The sequence below is a fragment of the Isoptericola sp. b408 genome, assembly GCF_030588085.1.
In the GTDB taxonomy this organism is placed as follows: domain Bacteria; phylum Actinomycetota; class Actinomycetes; order Actinomycetales; family Cellulomonadaceae; genus Isoptericola; species Isoptericola sediminis.
The window spans coordinates 99,024-122,876 of the sequence record NZ_JAUQYQ010000004.1 but is presented as its reverse complement, the minus strand read 5'-3'; the positions used below and the strand labels follow the sequence as shown (position 1 = coordinate 122,876).

At 72.9% G+C, this 23,853-nt stretch carries 22 protein-coding genes, 1 tRNA gene and 1 other RNA gene; 5 read left to right on the top strand and 19 right to left on the bottom strand.

Features of this window, described 5'->3' with window-relative positions:
- Positions 1-15 precede the first annotated feature (15 nt).
- The 5 genes from Q6347_RS12075 to recR all read right to left on the bottom strand — a co-directional run bounded on the left by Q6347_RS12075 (position 16) and on the right by recR (position 4,730).
- Positions 16-1,137, bottom strand: a complete 1,122-nt coding sequence (locus tag Q6347_RS12075) for an aspartate-semialdehyde dehydrogenase (RefSeq protein ID WP_304607624.1) — start codon at positions 1,135-1,137, stop codon at positions 16-18.
- A gap of 5 nt (positions 1,138-1,142) precedes the next feature.
- Positions 1,143-2,450 carry an aspartate kinase gene (locus Q6347_RS12070; RefSeq protein WP_304604529.1) on the bottom strand — a complete coding sequence of 436 codons (1,308 nt, stop codon included), beginning with the start codon at positions 2,448-2,450 and terminating at the stop codon, positions 1,143-1,145.
- A 146-nt stretch (positions 2,451-2,596) separates the two neighbouring features.
- A complete protein-coding gene (locus Q6347_RS12065) occupies positions 2,597-3,376 on the bottom strand; it encodes a TSUP family transporter (RefSeq protein WP_304604530.1) in 780 nt (259 codons plus the stop codon).
- Positions 3,377-3,433: 57 nt separating this feature from the next.
- Complete coding sequence (locus Q6347_RS12060) at positions 3,434-4,012, bottom strand: DUF5063 domain-containing protein (RefSeq protein WP_171245646.1); 579 nt, start codon at positions 4,010-4,012, stop codon at positions 3,434-3,436.
- 118 nt (positions 4,013-4,130) lie between these two features.
- On the bottom strand, positions 4,131-4,730 hold the full coding sequence (gene recR, locus Q6347_RS12055) for a recombination mediator RecR (RefSeq protein WP_171245648.1): 600 nt from the start codon (positions 4,728-4,730) through the stop codon (positions 4,131-4,133).
- 48 nt (positions 4,731-4,778) lie between these two features.
- Here recR and Q6347_RS12050 point away from each other — a divergent pair, with 48 nt between their 5' ends.
- Positions 4,779-5,309: an NUDIX hydrolase gene (locus Q6347_RS12050; RefSeq protein ID WP_304607474.1), complete on the top strand. Its 531-nt coding sequence runs from the start codon at positions 4,779-4,781 to the stop codon at positions 5,307-5,309.
- A gap of 16 nt (positions 5,310-5,325) precedes the next feature.
- Here the strand turns inward: Q6347_RS12050 and Q6347_RS12045 are convergent, their stop codons facing one another.
- The 8 genes from Q6347_RS12045 to ffs form a co-directional block, all read right to left on the bottom strand.
- On the bottom strand, positions 5,326-6,165 hold the full coding sequence (locus Q6347_RS12045; protein ID WP_304607473.1) for a CPBP family intramembrane glutamic endopeptidase: 840 nt from the start codon (positions 6,163-6,165) through the stop codon (positions 5,326-5,328).
- A gap of 152 nt (positions 6,166-6,317) precedes the next feature.
- Positions 6,318-7,835 (bottom strand): serine hydrolase, encoded by a 1,518-nt coding sequence (locus tag Q6347_RS12040; RefSeq protein WP_304607472.1) that lies wholly within the window; start codon positions 7,833-7,835, stop codon positions 6,318-6,320.
- 39 nt (positions 7,836-7,874) lie between these two features.
- Positions 7,875-8,306, bottom strand: coding sequence for an NUDIX domain-containing protein (locus Q6347_RS12035; RefSeq protein WP_304604534.1), 432 nt, complete (start codon positions 8,304-8,306; stop codon positions 7,875-7,877).
- Complete coding sequence (locus Q6347_RS12030; protein WP_304607471.1) at positions 8,303-10,897, bottom strand: DNA polymerase III subunit gamma and tau; 2,595 nt, start codon at positions 10,895-10,897, stop codon at positions 8,303-8,305. Before Q6347_RS12030 ends, Q6347_RS12035 begins: the two co-directional genes overlap by 4 nt.
- 89 nt (positions 10,898-10,986) lie before the next feature.
- Positions 10,987-11,640 (bottom strand): methionine ABC transporter permease, encoded by a 654-nt coding sequence (locus tag Q6347_RS12025; RefSeq protein WP_304607470.1) that lies wholly within the window; start codon positions 11,638-11,640, stop codon positions 10,987-10,989.
- Positions 11,637-12,716, bottom strand: a complete 1,080-nt coding sequence (locus Q6347_RS12020) for a methionine ABC transporter ATP-binding protein (protein WP_304607469.1) — start codon at positions 12,714-12,716, stop codon at positions 11,637-11,639. The genes Q6347_RS12025 and Q6347_RS12020 overlap by 4 nt, the downstream gene beginning before the upstream one ends.
- A 1-nt stretch (position 12,717) precedes the next feature.
- The gene (locus Q6347_RS12015; protein ID WP_304607468.1) at positions 12,718-13,605 is read right to left on the bottom strand and encodes a MetQ/NlpA family ABC transporter substrate-binding protein; all 888 of its coding nucleotides are present in this window, start codon (positions 13,603-13,605) and stop codon (positions 12,718-12,720) included.
- A gap of 410 nt (positions 13,606-14,015) precedes the next feature.
- An RNA gene (ffs, locus tag Q6347_RS12010) (signal recognition particle sRNA small type) lies at positions 14,016-14,112 on the bottom strand.
- A 145-nt stretch (positions 14,113-14,257) separates the two neighbouring features.
- Between ffs and Q6347_RS12005 the strand changes: the two genes are divergently transcribed.
- From Q6347_RS12005 to Q6347_RS11995, 3 genes are all read left to right on the top strand, one after another.
- Positions 14,258-14,342 (top strand) — tRNA-Ser (locus Q6347_RS12005).
- A 300-nt stretch (positions 14,343-14,642) separates the two neighbouring features.
- On the top strand, positions 14,643-14,939 hold the full coding sequence (locus Q6347_RS12000) for a type II toxin-antitoxin system VapB family antitoxin (RefSeq protein WP_171245656.1): 297 nt from the start codon (positions 14,643-14,645) through the stop codon (positions 14,937-14,939).
- A 36-nt stretch (positions 14,940-14,975) separates the two neighbouring features.
- The gene (locus Q6347_RS11995) at positions 14,976-15,650 is read left to right on the top strand and encodes a LytR C-terminal domain-containing protein (protein ID WP_304604539.1); all 675 of its coding nucleotides are present in this window, start codon (positions 14,976-14,978) and stop codon (positions 15,648-15,650) included.
- Between the two features lie 38 nt (positions 15,651-15,688).
- On the opposite strand, the gene Q6347_RS11990 is transcribed toward Q6347_RS11995, so the two are convergent.
- The 6 genes from Q6347_RS11990 to Q6347_RS11965 all read right to left on the bottom strand — a co-directional run bounded on the left by Q6347_RS11990 (position 15,689) and on the right by Q6347_RS11965 (position 23,500).
- The gene (locus Q6347_RS11990; RefSeq protein ID WP_304607467.1) at positions 15,689-17,029 is read right to left on the bottom strand and encodes a uracil-xanthine permease family protein; all 1,341 of its coding nucleotides are present in this window, start codon (positions 17,027-17,029) and stop codon (positions 15,689-15,691) included.
- 117 nt (positions 17,030-17,146) lie between these two features.
- Entirely contained in the window at positions 17,147-19,279 is a 2,133-nt protein-coding gene (locus Q6347_RS11985; protein ID WP_304607466.1) for a glycosyl hydrolase, read from the bottom strand.
- A complete protein-coding gene (locus Q6347_RS11980; RefSeq protein ID WP_171245660.1) occupies positions 19,276-20,007 on the bottom strand; it encodes an HlyD family efflux transporter periplasmic adaptor subunit in 732 nt (243 codons plus the stop codon). The genes Q6347_RS11985 and Q6347_RS11980 overlap by 4 nt, the downstream gene beginning before the upstream one ends.
- Entirely contained in the window at positions 20,004-21,758 is a 1,755-nt protein-coding gene (locus Q6347_RS11975) for a cellulose synthase catalytic subunit (protein ID WP_304607465.1), read from the bottom strand. The genes Q6347_RS11980 and Q6347_RS11975 overlap by 4 nt, the downstream gene beginning before the upstream one ends.
- A gap of 192 nt (positions 21,759-21,950) precedes the next feature.
- A complete protein-coding gene (locus Q6347_RS11970; protein ID WP_304604543.1) occupies positions 21,951-22,874 on the bottom strand; it encodes an LLM class F420-dependent oxidoreductase in 924 nt (307 codons plus the stop codon).
- An 8-nt stretch (positions 22,875-22,882) separates the two neighbouring features.
- Positions 22,883-23,500 carry a DsbA family protein gene (locus Q6347_RS11965; protein WP_304604544.1) on the bottom strand — a complete coding sequence of 206 codons (618 nt, stop codon included), beginning with the start codon at positions 23,498-23,500 and terminating at the stop codon, positions 22,883-22,885.
- A 98-nt stretch (positions 23,501-23,598) separates the two neighbouring features.
- On the opposite strand from Q6347_RS11965, the gene Q6347_RS11960 reads away from it, so the two are divergent.
- Positions 23,599-23,826: a hypothetical protein gene (locus tag Q6347_RS11960; protein WP_246246253.1), complete on the top strand. Its 228-nt coding sequence runs from the start codon at positions 23,599-23,601 to the stop codon at positions 23,824-23,826.
- Positions 23,827-23,853 lie beyond the last annotated feature (27 nt).

Below are 23,853 nucleotides of genomic sequence, written 5' to 3'. Positions count from 1 at the left end.
TGCCCTGACCGGCGGTCAGGCGTCGGCGGCCACCGACTCCGCGGCCTCCGCCGCGTCGTACGTCGCCAGCTCGGCGATGTCGGCCGCGACGAGCTCGCCGATCTGGATCGCGTTGAGCGCCGCACCCTTGCGCAGGTTGTCGTTCGCGACGAACAGCACCAGCCCGCGACCGTCCGGGACGGACTGGTCGGTGCGGATGCGGCCGACGAACGACGGGTCGGCACCCGCCGCGCCGAGCGGCGTCGGGACCTCGGTGAGCTCCACGCCCGGGGCGTCGGCCAGCAGCTCGCGCGCCCGGTCGGGGGTGATGGCCGAGCCGAACTCGGCGTGGATCGCCAGCGAGTGACCCGTGAAGACCGGCACGCGCACGCAGGTCCCCGCGACGGCGAGGTCCGGCAGGCCGAGGATCTTGCGGGACTCGTTGCGGAGCTTCTGCTCCTCGTCCGTCTCCTCGGAGCCGTCGTCGACGATCGCACCGGCCAACGCCACCACGTCGAAGGCGATCGGCGCGACGTACTTCTCCGGCGTCGGGAACTCCACGGCGCCGCCGTCGTGCGTCAGGCCCTCGAGGTCACCGGCGGTCGCGGCGCGCGCCTGGTCGGCGAGCTCCTTGACGCCGCCCAGCCCGGACCCGGACACCGCCTGGTACGTGGCGACGCGCAGACGCTCCAGCCCGGCCTCGGCCGTCAGCGGCTTCAGCACCGGCATCGCGGCCATCGTGGTGCAGTTCGGGTTGGCGATGATGCCCTTCGAGGCCTCGCTGATCGCCTCGGGGTTGACCTCGGAGACCACCAGCGGGACCTCGGGGTCGAGCCGCCAGGCGGACGAGTTGTCGATGACCACGGCCCCCGCCTCGGCGAAGCGCGGGGCGTGCTCGCGGGAGGTGCCGCCGCCCGCGGAGAACAGGGCGATGTCGATGTCGGCGAGGTCGTCGGTGGCCGTGGCCGCCGTGTCCTCGACGGTGACGTCGACGCCCTCGTAGGTGATCGTCGACCCGGCCGACCGCGCCGAGGCGAACAGCCGCAGCTCCTTGATCGGGAAGGCCCGCTCGGCGAGCAGCCTGCGCATCACGGCGCCGACCTGACCGGTCGCACCGACGACGGCGACGTTGACTCCGGTGGAGTTGATCTGTGCCACGTGGCTCACCGCCCCGTCCCGGCGTAGACGACGGCCTCGCCCTCGTCGGAGTCCAGCTCGAACGCGGTGTGGATGGCGCGCACGGCGTCGTCGAGGCTGTCCGCGCGGGTGACGACCGAGATGCGGATCTCGGAGGTGGAGATCATCTCGATGTTGATGCCGGCGTCGCGCAGCGCCCCGAACAGGCGCGCGGAGATGCCGGGGTGCGACTTCATGCCGGCGCCCACGAGCGAGACCTTGCCGATCTCGTCGTCGATCTGCAGGTCGATGAACTTCAGCTCGGACTTCACGGCGTTGAGCGCCGCCGTCGTCGAGCGGACGTCGGCGTGCGGGAGCGTGAAGGAGATGTCGGTCCGGCCGGTGTCGGCGGCGGAGACGTTCTGCACGATCATGTCGATGTTCGTGCCGGCCGCGGCCACGACCTCGAAGATGCGGGCCGCCTGGCCCAGGGTGTCGGGCACGCCGACGATGGTGATCTTGGCCTCGCTGCGGTCGTGCGCGACGCCGGAGATGATCGGGTCTTCCATGGGGGCTTCCTCCTGCTCCTCGGAGCTGGCGTTCGGGTCGATGAGGTCTCCGTGGGTGCCCTTGACGAGGGTGCCGGGCTTGCCCGAGAACGAGCTGCGCACGTGCACCGGCACGCCGTAGCGGCGGGCGTACTCGACGGCGCGCAGCGCCAGCACCTTGGCGCCGGAGGCGGCGAGCTCGAGCATCTCTTCGTAGGTGACCTTGTCGATCTTGCGAGCGCCCGGCGCGATGCGGGGGTCCGCGGTGAAGATGCCGTCGACGTCGGTGTAGATCTCGCAGACGTCGGCGTCGAGACCGGCGGCCAGTGCGACCGCCGTCGTGTCGGAACCGCCACGACCCAGGGTGGTGACGTCGTTGTTGCCGCGGTTGACGCCCTGGAACCCCGCGACGATCGCGACCTGGCCCTTCTCGAGGGTCTGGCGGATGCGGTGCGGGACGACGTCGACGATGCGGGCCTTGCCGTGGACCGCGTCGGTGAGGAGACCGGCCTGCTGGCCGGTGAAGGACTTCGCCTTGACCCCGAGCTTGTCGATCGCCATGGCGAGGAGCGACATCGAGATCCGCTCACCGGCGGTGAGCAGGATGTCCATCTCGCGCTGCGGCGGTCGGGGACTGATGTCGGCGGCGAGATCGAGGAGCTCGTCGGTGGTGTCGCCCATGGCGCTCACCACGACGACCACGTCGTTGCCGGCGCGCCTGGCCTCGGCGATGCGCTTGGCCACGCGCTTGATCGAGCGGGCGTCCGAGACGGACGACCCGCCGTACTTCTGCACGACCAGTGCCATGCATACAACCTTTCTGTCGCCGGCCTCCGTCTCTCTCAACGGTCCGCCGGTCCCTTGTGTGTGCGCGGTCCATCGTAGCGACCCCACGTGACGAGCGGTGTGCCAGGTGTCACATCCGGGCGGATCGGGGCCCGTCCCGGGCGTCCCTACGCCGCGGCGGTGACGACGTCGTACCCGAGCGTGCAGATGAGCGCGCCGACCACGACGACGAACACCGCACGGACGAACCTGCTGCCCTTCGACACCGCCATCCGGGCCCCGACGTACCCGCCGACGAGGTTCGCGACGCCGATCGCCAGCCCCAGGCTCCACACGACGGCCCCGGCGGGCACGAAGAAGATCAGGGCACCCAGGTTGGTGGCGAAGTTCACGATCTTCGCGAGCGCCGAGGCCGGCAGGAACGCGTACCCGAGGATGCTCACCAGGGAGATGACCAGGAAGGTGCCGGTGCCCGGACCGAGCAGCCCGTCGTACGCGCCGATGACGAGGCCGATGCCGGCGGCGGTCCAGCGGTGCCGGTTGCCCTCCCAGCGCAGGTTGTCGTACCGGCCGAGCTGTGGCCGGGCGAGGGTGAAGACCGCCACACCGATCAGGACCACCAGGATGATCGGCGTGAACAGCTCGGCGGGGATCTGCGTGGCCAGCGCGGCTCCCCCGACGGCGCCGGCCAGCGCGGCCGCGGCCATCGGCCCGGCCGTGGTCAGGTCCGGCCCCACACGCCGGTAGTAGGTGATCGAGCTGACCGAGGTGCCCATGATCGAGCCGAGCTTGTTGGTCGCCAGCGCCTGCACCGGCGACATCCCCGGCACGAGCAGCAGCGCCGGGAGCTGGATGAGGCCCCCGCCGCCGACGACGGCGTCGACCCAGCCGGCGGTCAGTCCGGCCAGGACGAGCAGGGCGACGGTGGTGGGGTCGAGGTCGGGCACGTCCGGAATCCTCGCACGCGGCGACCGCTCGCGACGCACGGTCCGGGCCGCGCGCGATCAGGAGTGCAGGGCGTCGTACTCCGCCTCGGCGGCCACGTCGGCCTCCACGTCGAGGCGCAGGTGCGCCAGCACCGACTGCAGCAGACGCAGCGCCGACGAGGCGCGCTCACCCCAGCTGGACAGATACGAGAACTGCCACCACCACAGGCCCTCGAGCTCGTGCCCGTCGTCGAAGTGCTGCAGCCCCTTGGCGATCTCCTCGGCGACGCACGCCAGGTCGCCGGACAGCGACGCCGGGCCGAGCTCCCGGCCCAGCACCGGGTCGACGACCTCGACGTAGTCGTCGAACCCGTCGAACATCTGGCCCAGGGCCGTGCGGAGGGGGTCGACGTCGGTTTCGCGGCCCGCGTCGGGCTCGAACCGCTGCGGCGGCACGACGTCGACGATGGCGGCCAGGCGGGCGCCCGCGGCCAGCAGGTCGGAGGTGGCCAGGATCAGCAGGGACAGCTCGGCCCCCGGGAACCCGCCGGAGGCGACCTGCGACGCCGTGGACAGGAACGTCCGCGCCTGCGTCGACATCTGGTCGGCGACCTCGCGGAGCTCGGAGTCTGCAGCGATCTCTGACACGGTGCTCATCCGTCCTGTGGTGCCTGCCGCCGGCCGGTCGGGCCGACGGACCGTCGTGCTCCGTCCCAGTCTCCACCGACAGGCCGCCCGGGCGCCAGACGTGCCCGCGAGGTCGACGGGCCCCGGTTCAGCCGCCGACGACGCGCCGTCCCTCGAACGCACGGCCGAGGGTGACCTCGTCGGCGTACTCCAGGTCCCCGCCGACCGGCAGCCCGGAAGCGAGCCGGGACACCGTCACCCCCATCGGCCCGATGAGGCGGGAGAGGTAGGTCGCGGTGGCCTCGCCCTCGACGTTCGGGTCGGTCGCGATGATGACCTCGGTGACGGTGCCGTCGGCCAGTCGCGCCATGAGCTCGCTGATCCGCAGGTCGTCCGGTCCGACGTTCTCCAGCGGATTGATGGCGCCGCCGAGCACGTGGTACTTGCCGCGGAACTCCCGCGTGCGCTCGATCGCCACGACGTCCTTCGGCTCCTCGACGACGCAGATCACCTCGTCGCTGCGCCGCGGGTCCGCGCACACCCGGCAGGTCGCCGACTCCGCGACGTTCCCGCAGGTCTCGCAGAACTGCACCCGCGCCTTGACCTCCGTCAGGGCGTCCACCAGCCGCCGCACGTCCGCGGCGTCGGTGGCGAGCAGATGGAACGCGATGCGCTGCGCGCTCTTGGGCCCGACACCGGGAAGCCGGCCGAGCTCGTCGATCAGGTCCTGGACCGCACCTTCGTACACGCGCCCAGCCTACGGCGCGGCGGGGACTTCTCCGGCATGATGCGAGGGATGAGCGAGGACACGAGGGACGAGCTCGTCGCCCTCTTCGACGACACCGGTGCACCGTGCGGCACCGCGTCGCGTCGTCGCGTGCGGGCCGAGAACCTGCGCCACGCGGCGACGGCCGTCGTCGTCCGCAACGCCGCCGGCGAGGTCTACGTGCACCGCCGCACGGACACCAAGGACGTCTACCCCGGCCGCTACGACTTCTGCGCCGGCGGGGTGCTGCGGGCCGGCGAGTCCCCGTTGCAGTCCGCACGCCGCGAGGTCGCCGAGGAGCTCGGCGTCCAGGGGGTCCCCCTGCTGCGGCTCGGCGAGCGGGACTACGCCGACGCGCACACGCGATACCGCGCGTTCCTGTTCACCTGCACCTACGACGGCCCCGTGCGGTGGCAGCCGGAGGAGGTGGCCTGGGGCCGGTGGGTCTCCCCCCGGCGCCTGGTCGAGATGGTGGACGAGCTCGCGTTCGTGCCCGACTCGGTGGCCGTCCTGGACCGCTGGCTCGACGCCCTGCGGGCCTCCGGCCACGGGAGCGACTGAGGGGCGGGCCGGCCGCTCAGGCTGCCCGGTGGGCGCGGTTCCGCGCCGCGTCGAACCCGAGGCGACCCCTGGTCACGAGGACGAGCACGACCGCGGCGGTCACGAGGGTGGCCCCGATGGCGACGTCGACGGTCGTGTTGTCCGCGCGGAGCACGAGGTGGTCGAGCGCCGGGGTGAAGCTCCCGTGCAGCAGGATGCACAGCAGGACGCTGCCGGTGCGGTTGTAGAGCCAGGTGTAGAAGAACGCGAACACCATCGGACCGACGAACCCGAGCCCGTACAACGGGAGGTGCCAGACTCCCCAGACCACCGCGAGGAGGCAGGTGGCGGCCAGCGGGGCGAAGCGGTCCTGGAGCCGGGGCAGGGCGAACCCTCGCCAGCCGGGCTCCTCGAACCCACCGCCGACGGTGGCCACGAGCAGGAACGTCCCGAGGTAGGCGGGCAGCCGCTCGCCGAGCAGCGCGAGGTCGATCTCCTGACCGACCAGGGCGAGCTCGACGTTCACGATCGCGAGGAGCAGCGGCGGCAGGCCGAGCGCGTAGAGGTAGTACCGCAGCGGGACGCGCCACCGGACGATCTGCCGCGCCCACGGACGGACGGGCGCCCCGGTGCCGCGGAGCACGATCAGCGCGGAGGCCGCCGGCCCGAGCCCTCCCACGAGCAGCAGGGCCTGGGCCGCGGGTCCGCCGAGGCCGGCGACCAGGGGCACCCACAGGGTCCACGAGATCCCGTAGGCGAGCACGACGAAGGCGGCCAGCGGATGCGCCGCCACCCAGCGGCGCAGGGCCCGTGGACGGTGGTCGGCGGTGCCGGGGGGCCGCGGGGTTCGCGGGGGTCCGGCGTCCGGTGTCGTCATGGTGCGCCCCCGGGGCGGTCACGTGGTCACTGAGCCCTGCTGCGACCAGCCAACCCCGCCCGCCGTCGGGACGGTAGGGACCAACGGCCCGACCGCACGGGACTCCTCGCCCCGTCCGCCGGACCCGCTCGCGCCGGACGCGCCGCCCGCCGTCACACCTGGCGCGGCGGCTCCCGTCGCGCTCCGACCCCCGTCGCACGCAGCAGAGCGGTCCGGCCGAACGACACCGGCTGGTCGGCGGCCACCTCGACCCGGTGCCCTGCGGCGTCACCCCCGAACGAGAGCCGGACCTCGAGGGTGAAGGGCGTGCCGCACCGGATCATGCGGAGGGTCAGCTCGTGACCCCCCGTCCAGGCGGCGGCCCCGGCGACGGCGACCCGCTCACCGTGGTCCAGCTCGGCACGGCCGGTGACCCACCGCCCGAGACCGCACCGCACCGTGTGCTCCGCGCCGCCCGGCGCGCCGACCCACCGGAACGCCAGGTCACCGTCGACGCGGTCCACCGAGATCGCGTGCCAGGGCAACGGGGTGTCGGACGGCGCGGCCTCCGCGTCGTCCTCCGGGTCCAGCACGAACCAGCAGCCGCGCACCACGTCCTCGAGCACGCCGTGCTCCCAGCCTGACGGCGTGAGGACCGCCAGGTCGTCCGGGGCGAACGACGTGGCATCCGCGGGTTGCGGGGAGCCGAGCTCCGGCACCCAGTCGAAGGCGCGGCCGAGCGTGTCCCAGATCGCGTCCAGCTCGGCCGCGGTCTCGGTGGTGCCGCTGGTCAGCACCACCACGGCGTCGTGCTCCGGCCAGACGACGACGAACTGGCCGAAGGCACCGTCGGCCCGGTACGCACCGTGCCGGCACCGCCAGAACTGGTACCCGTAGCCCTGCTCCCAGTCGGGCTTCACGTCCGGGCCGTTGTCCACCTGCGCGGCGGTCATCTCGTCGACCCAGGACGCCGGGACGAGCTGCCGGCCGCCCCAGCGGCCCCGCCGGAGCCAGAGCTGCCCGAGCGCCGCGAGGTCCTCCGTGGTGACGGCGAGCCCGTACCCGCCGACGTCGATCCCCTGCGGGCTCTGCTCCCAGGTCGCGCCGGCGATGCCCAGCGGCTCGAACAGGCGGGGGGTCAGCCAGTCGAGCAGCCGCTGCCCGGTGAGCCGGTGCAGGATCGCGGACAGCAGGTACGTGGCCCCCGTGTCGTACACGAACCGGGTCCCCGGCGCGTGGACCATCGGGGAGGCCAGGATGTCCCGGGCCCAGCCCGACCCGGGTCGGCGCAGGTTCCGCAGGGTGAAGTTCATGGTGTCGGTGCCGTGACCGCTGGTCATGGTCAGCAGGTCGCGCACGGTCATCGCCGCCAGATGCTCCGGCGGGTCCGCGGGGGCGTCCTCCGGCAGCAGGTCGACCACCCGGTCACCGGTGCCGAGCAGCCCCTCGTGCACGGCCATCCCGACCGCCGTGGCGGTGACCGACTTGGAGACCGAGAACGTCCGGTGCGGATCGCCCGGGGCGAAGGGATCCCACCACGCCTCGGCGACCACGTGACCGTGCCGCAGCACCATCAGGCTGTGGACGTCACGGACCTGGTCGAGAGCCGCGACGAGGCGCCGCAGGGACTCGGGGTCGACCCCCTGGGACACGGGGGTCGCGCGGGGCAGCAGGTGGTGCGTCGTCGTCACGGAACCACTGTCGCAGGTCGAGGCCGAGGCTCCGGCGGGCTACCCCGGCGTCGTCCGGGGCCGCCCGGCACCGAACCGGGACATCAGCTCCTGCGACAGCGGGGCGACGGGGAACGGGGTGACGGGGTCGTGCGGGTCGACCCAGCGCAGCTCGGCGAGCTCCGCGAGCGCCCGGGGCTCGAAACCCGTCGGCAGCTCGACCTCGAAGACGTGCGCGTCGACGACGTGGTCGGGCTCGTTCGCGGCCGTGGCATGGTGCTGCCCGAGGGCTCGCACGCGCGGCGGGGCGGCGTCCAGGCCGATCTCCTCGGCGCACTCGCGCAGGAGCGCGTCGCGCGGGGACTCGCCGGCCTCGATCTTGCCGCCCACCTGGATGAACGTCCCGGTGCGCTGCTTGCGCACGAGGAGCCACCGGCCGTGGCGGACGATGACGGCCGCCACGATGTGCAGGGTGGTGGCCGCCGCGGTCACGCCTCGTCCGCCGTCTCGTCGATGATCTTGCCGTCCAGCATCTTGACGACGAGCGGCACGCCGACGAGACCGGAGGAGACCAGCTCGGCGTCCGTGTCGGAGGTGTCGTCCTCGTCCGGTGCCGTGGTCGGCGTCGCCGGGGACCGCTCGGGTGCCGGGGCGGCCGTCGCGGCGGCGGAGCGCATCCGGTGCGGCCACGGGTCCGCCGGCGGTCCGGCCGGTGCCGGCGTCCCGGTGGACGCCGAGGTGTCGCGCGACCACGACACCGTCGGGGCTGCGGCGACGGCCTCGTCCGGATCCGGCCGGGCCGGCGCACCGCCGGACGGCGCGGCCGACGCGGCCGACGCCGCGCTCTGCGACGTCGCGGCGGACGCTCCGGCGAGCCAGGCGTCGTCCGCGGCCCGGGCGGCGTCCGCCGCCGCGTCGTCGGCGCGGTCGTGCGCGGGTCCGTCGGGGTGCGGCGCGCTGTCGACAGGATGGGCCACCCGTTCGGCGACGGCGACCCCGGTGCGGCCCGTCGTGGCCGCCGAGACCTGGGACGGGGCCGACGGCGCACCGCCGTCGGCTCCCTGGGGGGAGGGCCCGTCCGCCTCCGGGGCCTCTTGCAGCCCCGACGGTCCGGACTCCACCGCGGGCTGTTCGCCCGGCGCCGACGCGGGGCCGGGCGCCCCGACGGTGACGTCGATCTGCGCACGCAGCCCCAGGGTCTGGTAGACGGCTTCGGCGAACGCCTCCAGGTGCCGCGGCTGGGAGAAGTTCCGGGCCAGTCCCTCGGTCTGGAAGCTGAGCCGGAGCCGGTCACCCGCCAGCGAGCCGATCTGCGCGTTCTGCTCGACCAGCGCCCGGGTCACCGGGCTGGCGAGGTTGGCGACGATCTCCTCCCACCGGCGCCGCAGGTCCTCGGCCGTCGTCCCCGTCGGCTCCGCGGACGGTGCCGGCGCGGCGGGCTGTTCCTGCGGGCGGGCGGCGGGCGGTGCGGTGGTCGCGCGCTCCTCGGTGGCGGAGACCCCGACGGGCGGCTCCGCCGCGTCCACCGGGTCCGTCACCGGGGCTTCGGGCTCCGTGGTGGATCCGGGCTCGGACGGCTCCGTACCGACCGGCTCGGCCGGTGCGGGCGGCTCGGTCGCCACCGGCTCGGTGGTCTCGCGCGCCTCCGTGGGCGCGTCGTCCGCCCCGGGCGTCGCCTCGACCGGCGCCGGTGCGGGAACCTGAGCAGGCGCCGCCTCCCGCGGCGACGGCTCGGTCGGTTCCGGGACGGGCTCGGGGGCGCTGACCTCCGCCACGGTGCGGCGGCTCCGGGCCAGCGCGGCGCGGGCGGCGGCTGCACCGGACAGCCCCGCAGGCGCGGTCGGCTCCTCCGCCGGCTCGGCCGCCACGGCCGGTGGCGTCGTCGTGCCGGGCACCGCACCGACCGGTCCCGCGGCCACCGCACCCCGCTCGAGACGGTCCAGACGAGCCGCGAGCCCCTCCGTACCGTCGTCGGCGCCCGGCAGGAGCAGACGGGCGCACAGCAGCTCGAGGTGCAGCCGGGGCGAGGTCGCCCCGGTCATCTCGGTCAGGGCGGTGTTGACGAGGTCGGCGGCGCGGGAGAGCTCCGAGAAGCCGAGGTTGGCGGCCTGGTGGCGCATCCGCTCGAGCTGGTCGGCGGGCAGGTCGCGCAGCACGGCGTCGGCGGCCTCGCCGGAGACCGCGATGACGATGAGGTCGCGCAGGCGTTCGAGGACGTCCTCCACGAAGCGGCGGGGCTCGTGACCGGTGGCGATGACGTGGTCGATGACGCGGAAGATCGAGGCCCCGTCGCGGGCGGCGATGGCGTCGACGACGTCGTCGAGCAGGGTGCCGTGGGTGAACCCGAGCAGGCTGACCGCGAGGTCGTACTCCACGGTGCCGGACGAGCCGGCGATGAGCTGGTCCAGCACGGAAAGCGTGTCACGCACCGATCCTCCGCCGGCGCGGGTGACCAGCGGGACCACACCGGCACCGAGCTCGATCCCCTCGGCGGCGCAGAGCTGCTCGAGGTAGGGACCGAGCACGTCCGGCGGGACCAGCCGGAACGGGTAGTGGTGGGTGCGCGAGCGGATCGTGCCGATGACCTTGTCCGGCTCCGTCGTCGCGAAGACGAACTTGATGTGCTCCGGCGGCTCCTCGACGATCTTGAGCAGCGCGTTGAAGCCGTGCGAGGTCACCATGTGCGCCTCGTCCAGCACGAAGATCTTGTACCGGTCGCGGGCCGGGGCGAAGGTGGCGCGCTCGCGCAGGTCGCGGGCGTCGTCGACGCCGTTGTGGCTGGCGGCGTCGATCTCGACGACGTCCAGCGAGCCGGGACCGCCACGGGCCAGCTCGACGCACGAGGGGCACTCGCCGCACGGGGTGTCCAGCGGCTTCTCGGGGGTGTTCCGGTGGCAGTTGAGCGTGCGCGCGAGGATACGGGCCGACGTCGTCTTGCCGCAGCCGCGCGGTCCCGAGAACAGGTAGGCGTGGTTGGCACGACCGGTCCGCAGCGCCTGCCGCAGGGGCGCGGTGACGTGGTCCTGGCCGATGACCTCGGCAAAGGTCTCGGGCCGGTAGCGGCGGTACAGAGCGGTCGTCACGCCAGCCACTGTAGACGTCGGGGGCGACACGAACATCCCGCCCGGCACCCGTCCGTCCGGCGCCGCCCCGGGGCGCACCTCGACCCGCCTCAGCGCCGCAGCGCGCGCCGCGCCAGGGAGTTCCCCAGCCACTGCACGAGCTGGACGATGACGATGATGATCACCACGACCAGGGCCGTCAGCGCCCAGTCGTACTGCCGGTAGCCGTACACGATGGCGAAGTCGCCCAGCCCGCCCGCGCCGAGGTAGCCGGCGATGGCCGACATGTCGAGCACCCCGACGAACAGGAAGGTGTAGCCGAGGATCAGCGGGGACAGCGCCTCGGGCACGACGACGGTGCGCACGATCCGCAGCGGCGAGGCGCCCATGGCCCGGGCCGCCTCGATGACGCCGGGGTCGATCGAGACGAGGTTCTGCTCCACGAGCCGGGCGAACACGAACGACGCCATGACGCACATCGCGAAGGTGAACGCCCCGGTCCCGATCGTCGTCCCGACCACGGCGCGGGTCACGGGGCCGAGCGCCACGAGGAAGATGATGAACGGGATCGGTCGCACGACGTTGACGGCGACGTTCAGCACGGCGAACAGGCCGCGGTGCTCCAACAGGTTGCCGGGGCGGGTCAGGTACAGCCCCAGGCCGAGCGCCAGGCCGCAGACGCCGCCCACGGCCAGGGTGATCAGCACCATGAAGACGGTCTCGCCGAACGCCTGCCCCAGCAGGGGCACGAGGTCCGGGCTCATCGGTCGCTCCCCTCGGCCGCGGGTCGGGCGGCGGTGCCGTGGTCGACGACGGTCGTAGCGGCACGCAGCCCGTCCAGCGCGGCGTGCACCGCGGTGTCGTGGCCGACGAGCTCGAGCGTGAGCGAGCCGTAGGGACGCTCGGCGACCTCGGTGATGCCGCCGTAGACGACCGTGCCGTCCACGCCGTGCTCGGCCAGGACGCGGGTGACCTGCGCGGACGCCCCTGCCACCTCGTCGATCCGGACGGTGACGACCCGTCCCGGGTGCCGTTCCCGCAGCCGGTCCAGCACGGCCGGTGACGGCACGTCCCGCAGGGCCGAGGCGACGAACCGCCGCGTGACCGGGTGCTGCGGTGCGCTGAACACCCGGTAGGCGTCGCCCAGCTCGACCACGCGACCGGCCTCCATGACGGCGACCCGGTGGCAGATCGAGCGCACGACCTCCATCTCGTGGGTGATGACCACGACCGTGATGCCGAGCTCGCGGTTGACGCGCTGCAGCAGGGCGAGCACGTCCGCCGTCGTCTCCGGGTCGAGCGCGCTGGTGGCCTCGTCGGCGAGCAGGAGCCGGGGGCTGGTGGCCAGCGCCCGCGCGATGCCGACGCGCTGCTTCTGCCCGCCGGACAGCCGCGCCGGGTGGACGTCGGCCTTGTCGCCGATGCCCACGAAGTCGAGCAGCTCGCGCACCCGCGCGTCCCGGTCGGCGCGCGGCCACCCGGCGACCTCCAGGGGGTAGGCGACGTTCCCGGCGACGGTCCGGGAGGCCAGCAGGTTGAACTGCTGGAAGATCATGCCGATCCCGGCCCGGACCGGCCGCAGCTGCGCCTCCGACAGACCTGTCAGGTCGGTGCCGTCGACGACGACGGATCCCGCCGTCGTCGTCTCCAGGGCGTTGACGAGCCGCACGAGGGTGGACTTGCCGGCCCCGGAGTAGCCGATGACGCCGAAGATCTCGCCGGCGTCGATGTCGAGGGTGACGCCGTCCACGGCACGGACCGGTGCGTCGCGGCGGCGTCCCCGGCCGCGGGCGGGGAACTCCTTGACCACGTCGTGGAAGCTGAGGAGGGGGTGGCTCATGTCAGCGGCCGGCGAGGTCGGTCTCGATGCCGTCGAGGATCGCCTGCAGGTCGGCGGCGTCGTTGTCCTTGACGACGCCGGTCCCGCCGGAGGCCTCCAGCACCCCGGCCTCGACCTCGGGCGAGTGGTAGATGTCCACGAGCTGCTGCAGCGTCTCGTCCTCGGCGTCGGCGGAGCGCGCCACCCAGACGTTGATGTACGGCGCGGCCGCGGCGGAGTCCGGGTCGTCGGTGAAGATCGCGTCGTCCTCGGTCAGACCCGCGTCGCCCACGAAGTCGTTGTTGATGATCGAGGCGTCGACGTCCTGCAGCGCGATCGCGGTCTGCGCGGCGTCGACCGGCGTGACGGTCACCCGGGACTCCTCCGCGATGACGTCCGCCGGGGTGGAGAACGAGCTCCCGCCGTCGCGCAGGGTGACCAGACCGGCGTCCTGCAGCACGAGCAGCGCGCGGGCCTGGTTGGTCTCGTCGTTGGGGATGGCGACCTGGCCGCCCGCGGGGATCTCCTCGAGGCTCGCGTGGGCGGTCGAGTAGAGCCCCAGCGGGTAGACGGCGGTCGCCCCGATCGGCGTGAGGTCCTCGCCGCGGGCGGCGTTGTAGCCGGCGAGGAACTGCAGGTGCTGGAACTGGTTGAGGTCCAGGTCGCCGTCCGACAGCCCCTGGTTGGGCAGCTGGTAGTCGGAGAAGTTCACGATCTCGACCTCGATCCCCTCGGCCGCGGCGGCCTCGGCGAACGTGTCCCAGTAGTCCTCGCCGGCGGAGACGACACCGACGCGGATCGGGTCGTCGGAGGTCCCGGCCGAGGTGGCAGCGGCCTCGCCGGAGCAGGCGGCCAGCGCCAGGACGGAGGCGGCCGCACCGGCGGCGAGCAGGGTGGAGCGCAGGGTCATGACAGGGGTCCTTCCGGACAGGGGCGCACGACGACAGACCTCGCCGTGGCGCGACGACGGTGGGGAGAAGCACAGGGGGAGAGCGGCAGGCCGCGGCCATCAGCGCGCGACGGGCCTGGTCGTCGTCAGCGGTGGACGACGGCGGGGAGCTGGGCGGTCAGCGACCGCACATTCGCGGGGCCGGCATCGCCGCGGTGCACATCAGGCCGCGCAGGGAGGTCTGCGCGGTGCGGTGTGCGGCGGGGGCGATGCGGTGCATGCGAGGAGCAGACCATCCGCCGCACCGGCGCACCAACTCCGTGGGGGCCAAATCTCGCGATACGAACGTCCCATGTATCGCATATCGAGAAGTCGCTGGTCAGCGCCGGGACGTCGCCGTTGACGCCTCGATCACACATCCGGCCGAAGACACAAAGGACCCCTCGCGCACCCGCCAGAGCTCACCTACCCTTGCTGCCTTCCGGCCCTGGGGGAGTTCAGCGAGATGACGCCGCACGAGGGGTCTGCCCACAGCCTAACCGAGAGTGGGCGCCACCTCGAAACCGTCCCGGTCGAGGGTCGCGCACCTCACACCGGGCCGATTCGGAGACTCGGGCCTCCGTCCGCTATTCTGCTGGGGTTGCCCGGCGCCCTGAGCGTCGGTCACGTCCGAGGAGGATTCGCCTAGCGGCCTATGGCGCACGCTTGGAAAGCGTGTTGGGTTCACGCCCTCGGGGGTTCGAATCCCCCATCCTCCGCCGGCACGAAGGGCCCGCACCTCGAGGTGCGGGCCCTTCGTCGTTCCCGGGCTCCTGCGGGGACCGCACGGCGCCCGAACGAGCACTGCACGTCACGGACGAGGGAGACCAGCCGAGCACGACACCGCACGAGTCAACGACGAGTCACGGATCGGTGAGGCGAGGGGCGCGATCGCACCTCCCCTGCCCGCTGCCGACGGGCCGGGCCGACGAGATCGTGGTGCGATCGTGACCTCGAGGTGACGAATCCTGACAAGTCGTCCTCGTCGGGCGTCACCCCCGGGCTCTACGATGACGTCCATGATTTTCAAGGCCGTGGGCGACGGGCGCCCCTACCCCGACCACGGACGCGAGGGATCCATGGACTGGTCCGACGTCCCCCCGCGTCAGGTGCGTCTCGACGAGCTCGTGACCACCAAGCGCACGCTGGACCTCGACGCCCTGCTCGCGGAGGACTCGACGTTCTTCGGCGATCTCTTCGCCCACGTCGTCGAGTACCGAGGTGTCCTCTACCTCGAGGACGGTCTGCACCGCGCGGTGCGCGCGGCGCTCCAGCAGCGCCCGATCCTGCACGCCCGCGTCCTGACGGTGGGCTGACCCGCCGTCGCGAGGAATCTCGGGTATTTTCTTCGCGTGACTTCACCAGCCCAGGACCCGGCCCGCGTCGCTCGACGACGTCGCAAGCACGAGCGCCAGGCTGTGGTCTTCGGGCTCCTGATCGCCCTCATGGTGATCCTGGGTCTCGGCGCCCTCGCCGTCTACACCGAGACCATCGACTCCCCGATCAGCGAGCCGATCGTCACGCCGGAACCCGCCTCGGCGAGCATCGAGCCCGCCTGCCTGCCCGTCGCGGAGAAGTGGCCGGACGGCACACCGCCGATGGAGTACTCCAAGGTGAAGGTGCGGATCTACAACGCCGCCGACTACACGTTCAACCTCGCCAGCGCGAACGCCGACGCGCTCACGGAGCGCGGCTTCGACGTCCGCGACACGGGCGACTTCACGTACCAGATCGAGGGCCCCTCGGAGATCCGCTACGGGATCAAGGGCGTGCGGCAGGCGTACACGCTGGCCGCGCAGTACGAGAACGTCCGCCTCGTCATGGACGACCGCTCCGGATCGTTCGTCGACCTGATCGTCGGGCAGGAGTGGCAGGAGCCGCTGTCGGTCGAGGAGGTCCCGCTGGAGACCGGCGAACCCATGACCAACCTGCCGGGGTGCGTGCCGCCCGAGGACCTCGACCCGGTGGAGCGCGAGTACGGGTACGAGCGGGGCCCGAACGCGGGCGAGAACGCCGACGAGGCCTGACGAGGTCCGACCCCGGGGGACGCGGTCCGCAGCCCTGATCAGTCCGCCGGGTCGGTCTCCTGATCGCCGTTCGCCGACCCGCCGCTCGTCGGCGGGGCGACGGAGGCCGGTGACGCCAGGTCGGGCGTGGTCCCCCGCCACCGACCGATCCACCGCATGCCGTGGTACAGCACGAGCGCGGACGCCGTCCCGAGGGCGATGCCCTCGAAGGTCAGGTCACCGGCGGTCCACGTGTAGTTCGCGATGGCCACGACGAGCGGCACAGCGGCCGTCGTGAGGTTCACCGGGTCGCCGAAGTCGACGCGGTTCTGCACCCAGATGCGGAACCCGAGCACGCCGATCATGCCGTACAGGATCGTGGTGACACCGCCGAGCACACCGGCCGGGACCGTGTTGACGACCTCGCCGAACTTGGGCGAGAACGACAGCACCAGCGCGCCGGCCCCGGCCACCCAGTAGGCGGCGGTCGAGTACACGCGCGTCGCGGCCATGACCCCGATGTTCTCGGCGTAGGTCGTCGTGCCGGAGCCGCCACCCGTCCCGGCCAGCGTCGTCGCGACGCCGTCGGCCAGCAGCGCGCGTCCCATCCGGTCGTCGAGGTCCTGGCCGGTCATCGCGGCGACCGACTTCACGTGGCCGACGTTCTCGGCGACGAGGACGAAGACCACGGGCAGGAACAGCCCGAGCACGCCGGGTTCGAAGCTGGGTGCGGTGAACGTCGGGGCGCCGAACCAGGCCGCCTCCCCCACCGCGGCGAAGTCCACCTCGCCGCGCACGACCGCGAAGGCGTACCCGACGAGCACCCCGACGAGGATCGCCAGGCGGCCGAGGATCCCGCGGAACAGCACCGACACCAGCACCACGGCCACCAGGGTCACCACGGCCGTCACCGGCGCCACCTGGAAGTTGCCCCAGGCCGCGGGCGCGAGGTTGAGCCCGATGAGGGCGACGATCACGCCCGTCACGACCGGCGGCATGACGACGTCGATCCAGCGGGCGCCCGCGAGGTGCACGACCAGGCCGACGACCGCCAGGAGCACACCCGTGACGAAGATGCCGCCGATGGCGGCGGACTGCCCGTCCGAGGCCGTGGCCGCGCCGATCGGGGCGATGAACGCGAAGCTCGACCCCAGGTAGCTCGGCAGCCGGTTGCCCGTGATGAGCAGGAACCCGATGGTGCCGATCGCCGAGAAGAACAGCGTCGTCGACGGCGGGAAGCCGGTGATCAGCGGGACGAGGAACGTCGCACCGAACATCGCCACGACGTGCTGCAGGCCGATCCCGATCGTGCGGGGCCAGGTGAGACGTTCACCCGGGGCGACGACCTCTCCCGGCGCCACGTGCGCGCCGTCACCGTGCTTCGTCCAGCCCAGCTGCATGTCGCTCCGTCCGTCAGCCCTGTGAAGACCCGCACACCCTATCGGCGCACGGGAGCTGCGTCCGCCGACCTGCGGACGGCCCGGCCGGGTCGCCGGGTCGGGGGCGGGTCCTCGGGCTCATTCCGCGCGGCCGTGCAGCCAGGCCATCAACCAGGAGCGTGTCGACCCGTCGTCGATCCGGTCCTCGGGGAGCTCGCGCGCGACTTCGAGGGCCGCCGTCGCCTCCTCAGGCCCCATCAGGCCGGCGTACATCAGCAGCTGGTCGCCGAACATCACGTCCCACGTGGCGTCGTCCGCCCAGAGGTCCGTGGTCCCCAGCGCCTCGGCGAGGTTGTCGTGCACGCGCGCCGGGTCCTCGCCCAGGTACGTCGAGACCCCGGTCACCGGCAGCACGACGATGCCCAGCGCGGCGCTCGGCTCGGCGGAGAACCACGTCGCACGTTCACGCTTGCCGTCCCACACGAGCGAGGTCACGTCCGCCTGCAGCCCGTCGGCGACCGGGTCGGACCGGTCGAAGTCGGTCCAGTAGGCCCGGGCCGAGGCGGCCTCCAGCGAGAGCATCCACCGGGCCTGGGAGGTCAGGCCCTCGTCCGGGAGCCCGGCCGCCGCCCGCGCGTCGGCCCAGAGGGCCAGCCCGTGCCAGGCGGCGACGGCCTCGGAGGCCGACTCCTGGTTGTTGCCGTCCCCGAACGGTGACGGCCCGGAGGCCCACGAGTGCCCCATGACGACGTCGAGAGTCCGCAGGGCCGGCATCGGCGCCCCGTCCCCGGCGGGCACGTCGGCGGCCGCGGCCACGTCGGCGGCCAGCAGGTCGACGACGGGCGCGACCTCCTCGGCCAGCTCGGCGTCCTCGGCGGCCAGCAGGCCGGCCGCGTACAGGAAGTAGCCGTAGTGGAAGTGGTGGTCGTTGCCCTCCTCGGAGCCGAACGCGGTGGCCTGGCCCACGACCGTCCCCAGGGTGGGCTCCCACGTGAAGCACCGTTCGGGGCGCTCCTCGCAGCCGTCCGGGTCGGTCCACAGCCGCAGGTCCGTCAGCAGGCTCTCGCGCAGGTCCGCGGCGACGTCGTCCATCCCGAGGTCGCGCGCCAGCGTCCACAGCTCGGCGTCCCGCGCGAGCGCCTTGCCGCCGAAGTACGTGTCGGCCGGTCGTGTCTCGGCGAGCACCCGGTCCGCGTCGGCGCGCACCTGTTCGACGAGCTCGTCGCGCGCCGACTCCCCCAGGTCCGACAGTTCGAGACCGACGACCGGCTCCCGTGCCGGCGAGCGCCACGACAGCTCGGTGGCCCGGCAGACGTCGACCGTGCCGAGCACCGTGGCGTAGGAGCCGAGCCCGCACGTGGCGTCGTCGACGGCGTCGCGCTGGTGCGGGAAGCGCACGGCGACGGCCGGCCCGCCGGAGGTCGTCTCGTACCCCACGGTGGTGGTGACGTCGTCGGTCCCGGTCGCGTACGAGACGGTGGACGCCTCGACCGCCTCTCCGGCCGCCCGGACCAGCTCGGGCAGCGCCGCGGAGCCCTCGGCGGGGTCGTCCGGGGCGACCAGCCACGCCACCGACTCGCCCTCCCCCAGCTCGAGGGTGCTGCCCGAGCCGTCGAGCGCGCCGGCGGCGTCGAGACCGTCCACCCCGACCAGGGCGTGGGTCCGTGCGTCCACCTCCGCGGTCGCGACGCCGTCCGGCAGCCCGGCGTCGGCGTCGTCGAAGGACCGGTCCAGCCCGAGGCTCTGCGCGGTCCGCGCGGTGTACCGCACGACCGGCGACCCGCGGGTCAGGTGCACGGTGCCGCGCACCTGGTCGTCCTCCGCCACCAGGTCGACGTCGACCGTCGCGGCGTCGTAGCGCGACACGACGCCGGTGACGCTCTCGCCCACGTCCACCTGAACCTGCGGGGCGTAGCCGCCGGCGATCAGCGTGCCGTCGGCCCGGACGTCGGGCAGCCCGTAGCCGAACCCGGTGGACGTGAGCCCGACGGCGAGCGGCAGCGGGAACACCGGCTGCGGCTCGTCGCCGAAGACCAGGCCGGAGAACCAGCGGTTCGTCGGTGGCGGCAGGCCGTCGGCGAGCCGCATCGGCCCCGGCTCCCGCTCGACGGTGGGCAGCGCGGTGGGATCCACGGCCGGCGCCTGCGCGCCCGCCAGGGAACGATCGGTGGGTGCCGGGCCCGCGGCCTCGTCGCCCCCCGGTTCCGTCGTCGTGCACCCGGCGGCGGCCAGGACGACGGCGAGCAGCACAGCGACCGGCCGCCGCGTCACAGGCCGATCCTCTGCAGGAACCGCTGGAACGCCAGGTCGACGTCGGCCATCGGGCCCTCGTCGTGCAGCTGGACGCTCGCGACCACGGGCGTGCCGGGCAGGACGAGACCCTCGCCGGCCTGCTCGGTGAGCGACTCGCTGTCGATCAGGAGCGTGGCCTCGGCACGGTTGCGGGCGTTGTCGACCGCGATGGAGTCGACCTGGCCGGTGACCTCTCGCTGGTCGGGCAGGGTGATGCTGACGGGGGCGCCGGGCTTGATCCGTGCGAAGTCCGCGGGATCGAGCAGCAGCTTCGCGTCCACGGCCGTGGAACCCTCGCGGTGCAGCGTCGCGACGACGTCGCCGGCCTGGACGAACCCTCCGCGCGTGGTGGTGATGTCCGCGATCGTGCCGTCCGAGGGCGCGACGACGGTCATCTCCCCGTCGTCCGTGACCTCGTAGGAGGCCGTCTCGCGGGACACGGTCCCGGACGAGAGGTCGTGCGCGAGCACGAGGCTCCGCATCCGGTAGATCGGGTCGCCCTCGGCGACGGTGTCGCCGGGGTCGACGAACGACTCGACGACCGTGCCGGGGTAGTCGGTGCCGACGGCGACCTCCTCGGCCACGATCATGGCCTGGGCGGAGGTGGCCTGGCTCTCCCGCCGGTTGAGCACCAGCGTGAGGGTCGCGCAGAGCGCGAGGACGAGGACGAACCCGAGGAGCAGCTTGAATCGTGTGGCCCAGGTCATGCGGCACCTCCGGCGGTGACGGTCGGGGAGGACGAACGGTCGAGGCGGGCCCGGCGGTCGGCCCGCTTGCGGACGCGGCGGGCCGCGCGCTGGGACCTCACCGCCTGTCGGTGCTCCTTGACGGCCGTGACGAGGAAGCCGCCGAGGATGAGGGTGTTGGTGAGGTTCCAGGCGAGCGACAGGTTCGGGACCGGGTCGCCCCAGTGCTTCCAGAACCCGACCGCCGAGGTCACCGCCAGGAACACGAAGCACAGGGTCTGCGGGACGATCACGTCGAACGGTGACGCCGAGCCGCCGGAGCTGCCCGTGACCGACCAGGCCTGCTGCTTGCCCGTCAGCGCGTTCCAGAACGCCTTGACGTAGATGGGCCACGAGACGGCCGCCAGCAGCAGCACCTCCCAGCGGAACGAGCCGAGGGTGAAGAAGGCCAGGGCGATCTGCAGCCCGTAGAAGCCCAGGTAGTACAGGGCCCAGGTGCCCACCGACACGTCGAGCTGCATGGGCGTCAGGTCGAGGTAGATCGTCAGCGGCGGCACCAGCAGGAGCAGCAGCGGCGCGATCCCCGACAGGTAGTGGGTCGAGGTCACGAAGTACTGCAGCCGCTGGTCGACGGTCAGCTTGCGTCGCGGGGACAGCGGGTTGTGCTGCAGCAGGATCTCGAACCCGCCGGTGGCCCATCGCAGCTGCTGCTTGGCGTAGGCGACGATCGTCTCGGGGGTGTCGCCGACGGCGAGCGTCTGCGGGATGTAGACGGAGCGCCACCCACGCTCGTGCAGGTGGATGGACGTCCACACGTCCTCGGACTTGGAGTCGGTGTACATCCCGCCGATGTCGTCGATCGCATCGCGACGGAACACGACGTTGGTCCCGACGCAGAAGGCGGCGTTGAACCGGTTGCGGCCCGGCTGGACGAACCGGTAGAAGACCGCCTGCATGTAGCCGGCGCCCCGGGAGATCAGCGAGTTCATGTTGCCGTAGGTCTGCGGGGACTGGACGAACGCGACCTCGTCGCGCACGAAGAACGGCACCGTCTCGGTCAGCAGCTCGGGGCGGGGGACGAAGTCGGCGTCGAGGATGACGAAGTAGTCGCCCTTGACGATGCTCAGCGCGTGGTTGATGTTCCCGGCCTTCTGGCCCCCGCTGGACAGACGCTGGATGTACCGGGCCCCGAGCGTGGCCGCGAGGTCGCGCACCTCGTCGTCCCGTCCGTCGTCGAGCACCCAGGTGCGGTGCTCGCCGTGCACCGCCACGGCGGCGCGGACCGTCCGGGCGATGGTGTCGAGGTCCTCGCCGCACGTCGTGATGAAGATGTCGACGGTCACGGGTCGGTCGTCGAGGTAGAGCCGCCACCGGGTGGGGTCGTCGGTGGCACGGTCCCGCAGGATCTCGGGCGTGTCGAAGAGGCGTTCGCGGGCCTGGTGGTAGGCGAAGTCGCGGGGGTCGTGGCCGGAGGAGAGCACCGTCCACATGGCCAGCAGGGCCAGCGCCAGCAGCACGCACTCGGCCACGAGGACCAGCCCGTAGGGCAGGAGGTCACCCCGGTTGTCCGGGTTCAGCAGGAAGACCGCGTAGGCGACCGCGCCCAGGGTCGCCAGCAGCATGATGAGCATGAGCGACGGCGACTGGGCGGCAGCGTTCGCGTCACGACGACGCGCGGCCGACGTCGGATCGCCCGGGATGGTCGGCGGCGGGGCGGCGGTGGTCCCGGCAGGAGACAGGTGCTCCGGCGCGCGAGGGTCCAAGGTGGTCACGGGGGCGTCCCTTCACGGAGGCCGGACGATCAGAACGCCGCCCGGAACGACGAGAGGCGGGCCCCCTCGTTCGGGGGCCCACCTCGTCGTCTCGTTCCACCGTAGGTCGGTGCCCGGACCCTGTCGCGCGGGATGGGCCGTGTGGTGAACATCTTCACTCCGCGGCAACTGGCCGGTAACACCGCGGGACCGTCAGAGGTGCGGGGCGACCTCCCGCGCCACGAGCTCCAGGTGGTCGAGGTCCTGCTGGTCGAGCACCTGCAGGTAGACCCGCTCCACGCCCTGCTCGCGCAGGGACGCCAGCCGGTCCACGGCCTCCGTCACCGTGCCCGCGATGCCGTGCTCGCGCAGCTCGGCGGGCTCCCGGCCGATGGCCTCGGCACGGCGGGTGAACTCGGCCTCGTCCTTGCCCACGGCCAGCACGAGGGCGACCGACTGGGTCAGCGACCCGGGCGCACGTCCGGCGTCGGCGAGCGCCTGCTCCATGACCGCGATCCGCGGCCCGATGGTGTCGAGCTCGGGGAACGCCTGGTTGTACTCGGTCGCGAACCGCGCCGCGATCCGCGGCGTCCGCTTCGGCCCGCCACCACCGACGATGACCGGGATCCGGTCCTGGACGGGCTTGGGCAGTGCCGGGGAGCCCTCGAGCGTGTAGTGCTTCCCGGTGAAGTCGAAGGTCTCCCCGACCGGTGTTCCCCACAGCCCGGTGAGGATCTCGAGCTGCTCCTCGAGGATCCCGAACCGCTTGTCCGGGAAGGGGATGCCGTAGGCGGCGTGCTCGGCGGCGAACCAGCCGGTGCCGAGCCCGAGCTCGACGCGGCCGCCCGACATCTGGTCCACCTGGGCGACCTGGATCGCCAGCGGGCCGGGCAGGCGGAACGTCGCGGAGGACACGAGCGTGCCGAGGCGCACCGTGGACGTCTCGCGGGCGATGCCGGCGAGCGTGGTCCACGAGTCGGTGGGGCCGGGCAGCCCGTCCCCGCCCATGGCCAGGTAGTGGTCGGACCGGAAGAAGGCGCTGAAGCCGAGCTGCTCGGTCGCCTGCGCGACGGCGAGCTGGGTGTCGTAGGAGGCGCCCTGCTGGGGCTCGGTGAAGATGCGCAGGTCGAGCGGCATGGTGCTCCTCAGCTGTGGACCGGGTGCTCGTCGCGGGACCGCTTGAGCTCGAAGAAGTGCGGGTTGCCGGCCATCGTGACCGCGGCGTCGAACAGGCGGGTCGCCTCCTCGCCGCGCGGGACGCGCGTGAGGACCGGACCGAAGAACGCCACGCCGTCCACGTGCAGCGTCGGGGTGCCGACCTCCTGGCCGACTGGGTCCATGCCGGCGTGGTGGGAGGCGGCCAGGGCCTCGTCGTACGCGTCGGACGTCGCGGCCTCGGCGAGCTCGGCGGGCAGGCCGGCCTCGGCGAGGGACTCACGGATGACGACGTCGACGTCCTTGACGTCCTGGTCGTGCCAGCGGGTGCCGAAGGACGTGTAGTACGCCGACAGGGCCTCGTGACCGTGGTCGGTCTGCACGGCGGCGGCGACGCGCCCCTGGGCGCGGCCGTCCTCGATCATCTGCCGGTACTCGGCCGGGATGTCCTTGTCCTTGTTCAGCAGGTACAGGCTCATCAGCTTGAACGTGAGGTCGACGTCGCGGTGCTCCGCCACCTCCAGGGCCCAGCGCGAGGTCACCCAGGCGAAGGGGCAGGTGGGGTCGATGTAGACGTCGACGGTGGGCGTGGTGTCGGTGGAAGTCATCGTGGGCACGATACTCCGGCGTCCGGAGCGGCTCGCGGGGATCGTGCGGCATCTCACGGCCCGGCGTGCGCCGCGGGCAGGTCGGTAGGCTCGGCGTCGTGCTCTCGATCGTGCGCAAGATCCCCTGGGCGAGCATCCTGACGATCGTCCTCGCCGGCGCCTTCTCCGCCGTGGCGCTCTTCGCCGCGCTGCGGGGCCGTGTGTGGGCATGGCTGCCGTTCACGCTGTGCGCGGCCGTGCTGGTGCGCGAGCTCCGGTACCTGCAGCGGTCCCGACGCGGGCACGTCGGGTTCGACGCCCCGGACCGGCGGGCCGAGCGCGACTGACGCGGCGGACGCATGGCCCCCGCACGG

Bases quoted from the DNA above. Each gene is read 5' to 3' on its own strand.
- Q6347_RS12070 (WP_304604529.1), bottom strand. From the start codon at position 2,450: ATGGCACTGGTCGTGCAGAAGTACGGCGGGTCGTCCGTCTCGGACGCC.
- Q6347_RS12060 (WP_171245646.1), bottom strand. From the start codon at position 4,012: ATGAGCACCGTGTCAGAGATCGCTGCAGACTCCGAGCTCCGCGAGGTC.
- Q6347_RS12050 (WP_304607474.1), top strand. From the start codon at position 4,779: ATGAGCGAGGACACGAGGGACGAGCTCGTCGCCCTCTTCGACGACACC.
- Q6347_RS12045 (WP_304607473.1), bottom strand. From the start codon at position 6,165: ATGACGACACCGGACGCCGGACCCCCGCGAACCCCGCGGCCCCCCGGC.
- Q6347_RS12025 (WP_304607470.1), bottom strand. From the start codon at position 11,640: ATGAGCCCGGACCTCGTGCCCCTGCTGGGGCAGGCGTTCGGCGAGACC.
- Q6347_RS12020 (WP_304607469.1), bottom strand. From the start codon at position 12,716: ATGAGCCACCCCCTCCTCAGCTTCCACGACGTGGTCAAGGAGTTCCCC.
- Q6347_RS12015 (WP_304607468.1), bottom strand. From the start codon at position 13,605: ATGACCCTGCGCTCCACCCTGCTCGCCGCCGGTGCGGCCGCCTCCGTC.
- Q6347_RS12000 (WP_171245656.1), top strand. From the start codon at position 14,643: ATGATTTTCAAGGCCGTGGGCGACGGGCGCCCCTACCCCGACCACGGA.
- Q6347_RS11990 (WP_304607467.1), bottom strand. From the start codon at position 17,029: ATGCAGCTGGGCTGGACGAAGCACGGTGACGGCGCGCACGTGGCGCCG.
- Q6347_RS11980 (WP_171245660.1), bottom strand. From the start codon at position 20,007: ATGACCTGGGCCACACGATTCAAGCTGCTCCTCGGGTTCGTCCTCGTC.
- Q6347_RS11970 (WP_304604543.1), bottom strand. From the start codon at position 22,874: ATGCCGCTCGACCTGCGCATCTTCACCGAGCCCCAGCAGGGCGCCTCC.
- Q6347_RS11965 (WP_304604544.1), bottom strand. From the start codon at position 23,500: ATGACTTCCACCGACACCACGCCCACCGTCGACGTCTACATCGACCCC.